Source organism: Candidatus Methanoprimaticola sp. MG2 (genome assembly GCF_047501175.1).
Classification (GTDB): Archaea; Thermoplasmatota; Thermoplasmata; order Methanomassiliicoccales; family Methanomethylophilaceae; genus Methanoprimaticola.
This window is the reverse complement of the sequence record NZ_JBEQWH010000019.1, coordinates 1-9,162: the sequence shown is the minus strand read 5'-3', so window position 1 is coordinate 9,162 and position 9,162 is coordinate 1. Positions and strand designations below refer to the sequence as shown.

Here is a 9,162-nt window from a genome sequence, read left to right as displayed (position 1 = left end):
CCTGAAGCCAACCCGGGGCGCGGCGGGGCCCCCCCGGGCGGGGTGGCCCCGGACCCATTACAGTAATCACCCGTCCCGATGCGAAGGGGCGGTCCCCCATGGTGTCGTCAGCATCGGAAGACAGTATCGCAATCCGGGGAACGGCCTTAGCATGTGTATTCCGCCGCGTCCCCGTCTTACGCTAGGGGCTCTCCCCCCGAACGGGCCGATGCTGCGACACCACCCCACACCCTCCCTGATACGGATCGGACTTTACGGACAGGGCTCTCGAGATGGGAGCACGGTTCCGCCGGGACAGCGGGTTTAAATAAGGAGGAAGGGTTGCCAGACGGTGCTGTCAGGGCCGGATGCGCCTGCGCCCAATGCCCCTGACCATCGCAGATAATTGAAGCTCATCGCAAAGAAGCATGTGTGAATGATTGGGTTGGCTGTTCTCGAACCTGGTTCGTCATCTGTGCACGATGAAGGTCGCTTTTGATACCGCCACCGTTTCTGCTCTATGTCCGTCGTGTTTCCGAAGTCCGATTCTCGGGATCGATCGCTTGCAACATTTCACCAACCTTTACTACGTATTGTTGTTAATCATCCAATCATTTGCGGTTCTATTAGACGAATGTTTTTTTTACGTTGTGAAAATCCCCTTTCCAATGCACTCGAATCTGTACTATACCGATCACCAGGCAGAGTACGAATCCTCTGCAAGAAGCTACCCTCGCAGGTTCCCCCTCGCCATAGCATCCGCCAAAGGGTCCTGGATCGAGGACGTCGAGGGGAACAAGTACCTCGACTTCCTCAACGGCGCGGGGACCCTCGCCCTCGGACATAATGACGATGAGATCAACGCGGCCATGGTCGACCTCATACAGTCCGGTGCCGCCCTCCATGCACTCGACCTCGCAACCCCCCTGAAGGACATGTTCGTGGAGACCCTGTTCTCCATCCTCCCTAAAGGGATGGCATCCCGCGCGAAGGTGCAGTTCTGCTCCCCGTCCGGGACAGATGCCACCGATGCGGCCATAAAGCTCTGCAAGACCGCCACCGGGAGGAGCACCGTCATAGCGTTCTCCGGAGGGTACCACGGGATGGGGCACGGCGCCATGGCGCTCACGGGGAACTGCAACGCCAAGGACCGCGTCGCCAACGTCATGCCCGGAGTCCAGTTCATGCCCTACCCGTACTCCTACCGCTGCCCGATGGGAATCGGCGGGGAGGCGGGGACCAGAGCGTGCATCAACTATCTCGAACGGCTCCTGAAGGACCCCGAGAGCGGGGTCACCAGACCCGCTGCAGTCATCATCGAGCCCATCCAGGGAGAGGGAGGGGTCGTGCCCGCGCCCGTGGAGTTCCTGCAGGCCGTGCGCAGGATCACCAAGGAGCTCGGGATCCCCCTGATCTGCGACGAGATCCAGTCCGGGATGGGCCGTTCCGGGAGGATGTTCGCCTTCGAGCACGCCGGCATCGTCCCCGACGTCATCCTCATCTCGAAGGCCATCGGGGGGTCGCAGCCCCTGTCCGTCGTCGTCTACGACAGGGACCTCGACGCATGGGGCCCCGGCGCGCACGCGGGGACCTTCCGCGGGAACCAGCTCGCGATGGCCTCGGGGATCGTCGTCATGAGGAGAGTCGGCGACCCCGGGTTCCTCGCCGAGGTCTCCAGGAAGGGCGATATGATGATGGACCGCATCCGCAGGCTCCAGCAGGAGGTCTCCATCATCGGGGATGTCCGCGGGAGGGGGCTGATGTTCGGCGTGGAGTTCATCGACCCGAACGGTCCCCTCGACCTGATGGGGGTCCCCGAGCCAAGCGGGAAGGTCGCAACCCTGGTGCAGAGAGGGTGCTTCGAGAACGGGTTCATCATGGAGAAGGGAGGTCGCAACGGCTCCGTCATGAGGTGCCTCTGCGCCCTCAACATCTCCGATGCCGATATCAATGCCGCAATGACGATATTCGAGAAGGTCGTGAGGGAAGTCGATGAAAGATACCGCAACTGAACCCCTGCTGCTCTCCGAGTCCGAGGACGTGCGGGAGAGGTTCTCGGAGATGATCCGCGAGACCCTCGCCTCCGTCTTCCGCTCCTTCTCCGACGGAAGCGCGTTCTCGGGGATCGAACCCCAGGACCTGAGGGACAAGGTTAACGGACTGGGATTCCTCCCCGAGCACGGGAGGGGGTTCGAGGCCGTGCTGAAGGATACGGAGGAGGTCATCCTCCCGCACCTCCTGCGCACCTGGTCCACCAGCTACATGCCCCACCTGCACTCCCCCGTGCTCACGGAGACCATATGCTCCGAGCTGATCATATCCTGCTTCAACGACAGCATGGACAGCTGGGACCAGGGCCCCGCCGCCACGGAGCTGGAGGAGAGCATGGTCCGCGGGCTCGCGAGACTCTTCGGCCTGCCGGAGGGGACCTCGGACGGCTGCTTCACCTCCGGCGGGTCCCAATCCAACATCTCCGCCATCGTCGCCGCCCGCGACTGGTACTGCATGGAGAGGCTGGGGTGGGACGTCAAGATGGACGGGCTCCCCCCGGAATCCGGGAAGCTGCGCGTCTACACCTCGGAGATCTCGCACTTCTCGATGGACAAGGCCAGCCACATCCTCGGGATGGGCTATGCGGCCGTCCGGAAGATACCGGTCGACGACAGGTGCAGGATCGACCTCGCGGCGTTCGATAGGATGCTCGAGGAGGACGTGGCATCCGGGCTCCTCCCGTACTGTGCGGTGGCGACCTTCGGGACCACCGATTTCGGCTCCATAGACGACGCGGCGGGGATGAGGAGGCTGTGCGACCGCTTCGGTATGCACCTCCACGGCGATGCCGCCTACGGCTCCGGACTGATCATGAGCGAACGGTACAGGGACCGGGTGTCCGCCCTGTCCCTCTGCGATTCCATCACCGTGGACTTCCACAAGATGTTCCTGATGCCCATATCCTGTTCCGCCATCCTCGTCAGGGATGCGGAGCTGCTGAGATGCTTCGAGCTCCACGCGGACTACCTCAACCGCGAGGAGGACGAGGAGGACGGATACATCAACCTGGTCGGGAAGTCCATGCAGACGACGCGTCGCTTCGACGCCCTGAAGGTGTACATGGCGTTCCAGACCCGGGGCATGGACGGGTTCGGGAGGATCATCGACACCGCTGTGGGCAACGCCTCCTACTTCTACGGGAGGATCTCCTCGGACAGGGACTTCATCGTCCCGGTGGAACCCGAGATGTCCTCGGTGGTCTTCGCCCTGGTCGGCGGCGACGAGCTCAACAAGAGGGTGAGACGGCTCCTCCTATCGGAGGGGACCGTCATCGGCCAGACCGTCAAGGACGGGAGGGTGATGCTGAAGTTCACCCTTCTGAACCCCAACCTCACCCACGGGATGATAGATTCCATCATCGAGAGGATCAAGGCACTCGGCTCCGGCTCGTGAACGAACTTCTGATGCAAGGGAGCGGGGAGGTCGGGAATTGCCCGACCTTCCCGTCATGGCCGCGTGACGGGACAAGACAGCGGTCCGCTGCAAAGGTGATTCACAGGACTGTGCGTTCTGCGATCACGGACGGGAGCTTCCCGTCGAAGGCCACACCGTAGAGGATGGTGTCACCCTTCAGACCGTGGATGTAGTCCTTCTTCTTGATCTGCGCAAGGGCCTCTTCTGCGAGTTCTTCCGTCCTCTTGCTCCCATCGGAGTCGCGCCGGCGCTTGATCTCGATCAGGATGTTCGGTCCGTCACCAACGATGCGTTCCAACCTGATGTCGTAGTACCCGTTCCCCGCCTCCATGTCGGCAGTGACCCTGTACCTCCCCGAGAGGTACATCAGGACCCCCGTGATGAACGCCTGGTATGAGTGCTCGTTGTCCAGCACCCTGAACCCGACTGTGTCGGACATCAGCTCGTAGAGTGACAAGGACATCAGATCCGTATCACAACTCACGATGGAATCCGTGAACTTGTACAATGAGCTGGAACCGTTGATCAGACCACGGACCAGCATGTTAGCGAACACCCCGAACATCTCCCTGTTGGGGATCGACAGGTCGTATAGCTCCCCGTTCGGGATAACTTTCAGATAACCTGCCATGGCCATCATCGAGTATATCGCCGTCTGGTTGGAACGAAGGTCGCTGTACGCTATGGTCGGATCGATCGCCTCTCTAATGGAACCACCGGAGGCCAGGATGCGCAGTTTCACAGCTGTCGAATATCCTGTCCTCGACATCAGGTCCTCGATTATCGAGTTCCCGCTGGTGCCCGCCCAATACGGGAACGGCTTGAACTTTCTAGACACATAGTTCAGAACGCTCCATGGGTTGTATATCTCGGCATCGCCGAACACGTACCCGTCGTACCAGTCCTTCGCCTCCTCGTACCTCTCCGGATGGCCGTAGTCGTCGCACAGCCTCTTGACCTCAACCTGGGTGAATCCGAACATCTCGTCGGATTCGGTTGACAATATGTTGTCGATGTATGAATTATTGAGTCCAGAGAATATGCTCTCCTTCGAGATCTGCATCACGCCGGTAACAACGGCAAAGTCGAGTGACTTATTACCTTTAAGTATCGATTCGAGCGTGAGCTTCATGAAATCCAGGATCCTCTGGAAATCCTCGGTCCCATAGGCGTTCTGGATGGGATTGTCGTATTCATCGATGAGAACGACGACCTTCGAGCCGTGATATGATTCCATGAGGTCCATCAACAGACTGAAAGAGCGCTTCAGCAGGGAATCATCATGTGAGATGGATTCCAATTTTCTGTACGACTCGATCTTGGTGGGGTGTAGATCCTGTTCCAACACGTACGTATACTTGATGAATAGATCCGATACCACCAGGCCTACATCCTTGATGAAATCCTCGTAGGATCCTGTCGAGAGCCCTTTGAAATCGAAGTATAGGACGGGGGATGCGTTCTTCCTCGGCTCTAGGTCATCTCTCTCAGAGATTCTGAGGCCATCGAACCATGTATTGCCCTTGTGCTCCACGTTGAGGAACGCGTCCATCATCGAGAGGTTCAGGGACTTCCCGAACCTCCTTGGCCTGGTGAACAGATACACCTCGGCACCCCCATCCAGGATCTGCGCTATGAGGTCGGACTTGTCCATATAGTAGTAGTCCTCATCACGCAGCTTCTTGAAATCCTGGATGCCGATGGGTATCTTCCTCATGCTGTTGCGTATGCCCTCGATAGTCATATAATTATGCAAAGTGCTTGTCCATGACCTTGTCCACCATCCAATGATGCGATGTGTGACGGGATCCGTCTGAATCAAACGGTTCACAGGACGGTGCGTTCTGCGATCACGGACGGGAGCTTCCCGTCGAAGGCCACACCGTAGAGGATGGTGTCACCCTTCAGACCGTGGATGTAGTCCTTCTTCTTGATCTGCGCAAGGGCCTCTTCTGCGAGTTCTTCCGTCCTCTTGCTCCCATCGGAGTCGCGCCGGCGCGTGATCTCGATTAGGATGTTCGGTCCGTCGCCGACGATGCGCTCCAACCTGATGTCGTAGTACCCGTTCCCCGCCTCCATGTCGGCGGTGACTCTGTACCTCCCCGAGAGATACATCAGGACCCCCGTGATGAACGCCTGATATGAGTGCTCGTTGTCCAACACCCTGTATCCCACTGCTTCCGACATCATCTCGTAGAGCGACGAGGACATCATCCTCGTGTCGCAACTCACGATGGAATCCGTGAACTTGTACAATGAGCTGGAGCCGCTGATCAGATCGCGGGCCATCATCTCGGCAAATATGCCGAAAAGATGTCTGTTGGGTATCGAGAGCTCGTGACAGCTGCCTTTCGGAACCGCTCTGAGATAGCCTGCCATGACCATCATCGAGTAGATGGTTGCCGGATCTGAATGGAGGTCGCCGTAAACAACGTTCGGGTCGATCCTCTCCATGACCGTCCCGCCTGATGCGAGCACGCGGAGGTTCTCAGAGGTTGCATCGTCCCTTTTCGAAGTCAAGTGCTTGACCAGCGAGTACCCGCAGGTGTCAGCCCAGAACGGAGGCATGGTGAATTCGGAACCAAGATAATTCATGACGAACCAGGGGTCGAACACCTCTGCATCACCGAAGATGTGCCCGCCATACCACATTTTGGTCTCTTCGTACTTCTCCGGATGACCGTAGTCCTCGCACAGTCTCCTGACCTCATCAGGAGTGAATGCGAACATCTCATCGGATCCTGTGGACAGTACGTCATTTATATGCAATCTGTTGGACTCCCGAGACATGCTCCCTTTCGAGATATGCATCATACTCATCATGACGGTGAAATCCAGAGATTCATTCTCCCTGAACAACAATCCGATCATTGTCTCCATGAAATCCAGGATCCTCCTGAAATCATCCCTGCCGTATGCTTTCCAGATCGGATTGTCGTATTCATCGATTAGGACGACCGCCTTCTTCCCGTGATGTTCCTGTATGAGATCGGTCAGGATGCGGAAGGACCTGGACAATGTGTCGATGTCCGAGGCCTTCCTGTATATGCTGTTGAACTCATCCCTCGACAGATTGGACGTGTTCTCATCGATGACATCGCGGAACGAATCGAATAGTCTGGCCACCTTGTTCCTGATGCCCAAGATGAACATGTCGTAAGATTCTACGTTGAGGTCCTTGAAATCGAAGTATAGGACGGGGGATGCGTTCTTCCTCGGTCCAAGATCATCTCTCTCAGAGATCTTCAGGCCATCGAACCATGTGTTGCCCTTGTGCTTCACGTTGAGGAACGCGTCCATCATCGAGAGGTTCAGGGACTTCCCGAACCTCCTTGGCCTGGTGAACAGATACACCTCGGCGCCCCCATCCAGGATCTGCGCTATGAGGTCGGACTTGTCCACATAGTAGTAGTCCTCATCACGCAGCTTCTTGAAATCCTGGATGCCGACAGGTATTTTCCTCATGCTTTCGCATATGCTCTTAGTAGTCAAATAACTATTGGTGACCTTTCTGTCCCTCTGCCATCACCCCGTATCATCACCTCATCATATGGTCTGGAAACCATGCAGCCCCCTACCCATCCGGTACGCCACGAACCCGAACATCTCCATGCACGAGATTCTGCAAAGGCAGGTCTGACCGACAGGACTGCCAGATGCGGTCTGATGGAACATCGGATGTGGACATTGTCCCCATGGAAAGAACAATAGGTCATGAGATGAACGATAATCGAGAACGATGCCTTGGAGTGGTGGATCCCACCCATTCCGTGAAGGATCCTTTCACGAGTTATTGCGTGATAAACTGCATGATGACCGCAGGAACGGATGTACAACATGCGATCGCATCCGGGTCCGACCCCATTCCAAATGCGGACGCGGGGGTGTCGCGGCACCGGAAGACAGTATCGTGGTCCGGGGGACGGCCTTAGCATGTGTATTCCGCCGTGTCCCCCGTCCTACGCGAGGGGCTCTCCCCCCGAACGGGCCGATGCCGCGACACCACCCCCATCCCGCATCCCAATGATAATACCGGACCGTGTGGGCTCGGAACGCGTGCGTGATTCCCGGCATGACCGTATCGCGGTCACCGTATCATGCGGGGTCCAGATGACCCATTGACCCGACAGACTCTAAATCCAGAGGCCACACAGGGATTTCAATCGAATTACTAATTATACATATCTTGACATTTCTTGACATTTCGCCAAGACCGCACCATCGGAACCTTGTGGCCACGAATGCGAGCGATCGCATCGTCATCTCCTCAGGATCTTCTCGAAGCGCTCGGGATCCACGGAGTGTACCCTCTGTCTCCTGGGACGTCCTCCTCGCACGCGCATAAACGGCCGAATAGGGCACGGCCTCGCGGCCGTGCCCCTCCGTTCAGGCCCCGGGGACCGATGAGGAGAACCTGCGGTCCTTCGCACAGTACAGCACGAACAGCATCGCCACGACGATCGCGGCCACGCCCATGACGGCGAACATGTCCGGAATGCTCCCGCCGACCATCGCCAGCAGGGGGACGCTGATCAGCGATATGGCGAACTGCCCGAAGTTCAGGAACGTCGAGTAGCCTCCCATGATCTTCCCGGACGTGGAGGAGGTGGCCTCGCCCGCCAGGGTGTTGGATATCGCCGGGGACACCATCCCCATCCCGGCACCGACCAGCACCATCGTGGCCAGCGCCGTGCCGACTGTGGGCGACACCATCAGGATGACCATGCCGACGCCCAGCAGCAGGAACCCCATCCCGATTATGAGGAACGGCCTTATGCGGGATACGATGCGCCTGTAGAACAGGGACACTATCGTGTTCACTATGCCGTTCAGTCCGAGGAACAGCCCGACCACCGACGCGGAGACATGGTCGGGGAGGGCCGGGTCCTCCAGGAAGGTCGGGATCTTTGTCGGAATCAGGAACATCATCATCTGACAGACGAAGATGGCCGCGTAGCAGACCAGGATCAGCCGCCTGTTCGCCTGACGGGGCGCATCGTCCGCGCTGGCGCGGACCGTCCTCTCGGGCTCCCTCATGGACAGTATGCACAGGAGCAGTATCGGTATCCCGATGAGGTACACCAGGAACGGCTCGTGCCAGCTGTAGGCGGCGAGCGACCCCCCGGTGTACTCCAGGACGAGGACCCCGATCCCCATGGCGGCCGACTGGTAGCTCAGGACCTTGACGCGGTCCATGCCGGTGTAGTACTCGGCCATGAGCGCCGTGACGGTCGCGGTTATCCCGGCTATACCGATACCGACGAGGAACCTCATGCCGAGGATCACGTTCAGGTCTTCGAGGAGGAAGCTGGAGGCCCCGGCAATGGTGAACACCATCAGGGACACCACGAGGGTCCTGACCTTCCCGAACCTGTCGGCCAGGGAGCCGATGACGAGCCCGGTGCATCCGACGGCGAGGGACGGGAGGGTGATCACCAGGGACACGGCGAAGTCCCGATCGGGGAACGCCGCGTGGATGAGGGGGAGGGCGGGGGCGACCGCCGCGCCGCCCATGAGCATGAGCATCGACGCCAGGAGCATCGATACAAGTGTGAGTCTGGTAGGCTTGAAAGCGCCAGAGATCCTACCGTTCATACCGCGGGCAATGTGACCTTGCATAAATAGCTAGAGATTCGGAGGAGGCGCCTTGGGGATGGTGTCCCGGGTGTGAAACAGGCCGTTTTCCTAACACTCCGTTGGAATCTGTGCCGACATCTG

Annotated in this window: 5 protein-coding genes; 2 read left to right on the top strand and 3 right to left on the bottom strand. The window is 58.5% G+C overall.

The genetic code is table 11. The features are described 5' to 3' along the window. The first annotated feature begins 647 nt into the window (after positions 1-647). Both V5D86_RS09435 and V5D86_RS09430 read left to right on the top strand, forming a co-directional pair. A complete protein-coding gene (locus tag V5D86_RS09435; RefSeq protein ID WP_414596435.1) occupies positions 648-1,991 on the top strand; it encodes a diaminobutyrate--2-oxoglutarate transaminase family protein in 1,344 nt (447 codons plus the stop codon). Continuing rightward, complete coding sequence (locus V5D86_RS09430) at positions 1,972-3,423, top strand: pyridoxal phosphate-dependent decarboxylase family protein (protein ID WP_414596434.1); 1,452 nt, start codon at positions 1,972-1,974, stop codon at positions 3,421-3,423. The genes V5D86_RS09435 and V5D86_RS09430 overlap by 20 nt, the downstream gene beginning before the upstream one ends. A 100-nt stretch (positions 3,424-3,523) precedes the next feature. On the opposite strand, the gene V5D86_RS09425 is transcribed toward V5D86_RS09430, so the two are convergent. From V5D86_RS09425 to V5D86_RS09415, 3 genes are all read right to left on the bottom strand, one after another. Continuing rightward, complete coding sequence (locus V5D86_RS09425) at positions 3,524-5,161, bottom strand: AAA family ATPase (protein WP_414596433.1); 1,638 nt, start codon at positions 5,159-5,161, stop codon at positions 3,524-3,526. Between the two features lie 110 nt (positions 5,162-5,271). Next, the gene (locus V5D86_RS09420; protein WP_414596432.1) at positions 5,272-6,909 is read right to left on the bottom strand and encodes an AAA family ATPase; all 1,638 of its coding nucleotides are present in this window, start codon (positions 6,907-6,909) and stop codon (positions 5,272-5,274) included. A 921-nt stretch (positions 6,910-7,830) separates the two neighbouring features. Then, complete coding sequence (locus V5D86_RS09415; protein ID WP_414596431.1) at positions 7,831-9,039, bottom strand: MFS transporter; 1,209 nt, start codon at positions 9,037-9,039, stop codon at positions 7,831-7,833. Positions 9,040-9,162 lie beyond the last annotated feature (123 nt).

Excerpts from the sequence above, each read along its gene's own strand:
- V5D86_RS09435 (WP_414596435.1), top strand. The coding sequence starts at position 648 with ATGCACTCGAATCTGTACTATACCGATCACCAGGCAGAGTACGAATCC.
- V5D86_RS09430 (WP_414596434.1), top strand. The coding sequence starts at position 1,972 with ATGAAAGATACCGCAACTGAACCCCTGCTGCTCTCCGAGTCCGAGGAC.
- V5D86_RS09425 (WP_414596433.1), bottom strand. The coding sequence starts at position 5,161 with ATGAGGAAGATACCCATCGGCATCCAGGATTTCAAGAAGCTGCGTGAT.
- V5D86_RS09420 (WP_414596432.1), bottom strand. The coding sequence starts at position 6,909 with ATGAGGAAAATACCTGTCGGCATCCAGGATTTCAAGAAGCTGCGTGAT.
- V5D86_RS09415 (WP_414596431.1), bottom strand. The coding sequence starts at position 9,039 with ATGAACGGTAGGATCTCTGGCGCTTTCAAGCCTACCAGACTCACACTT.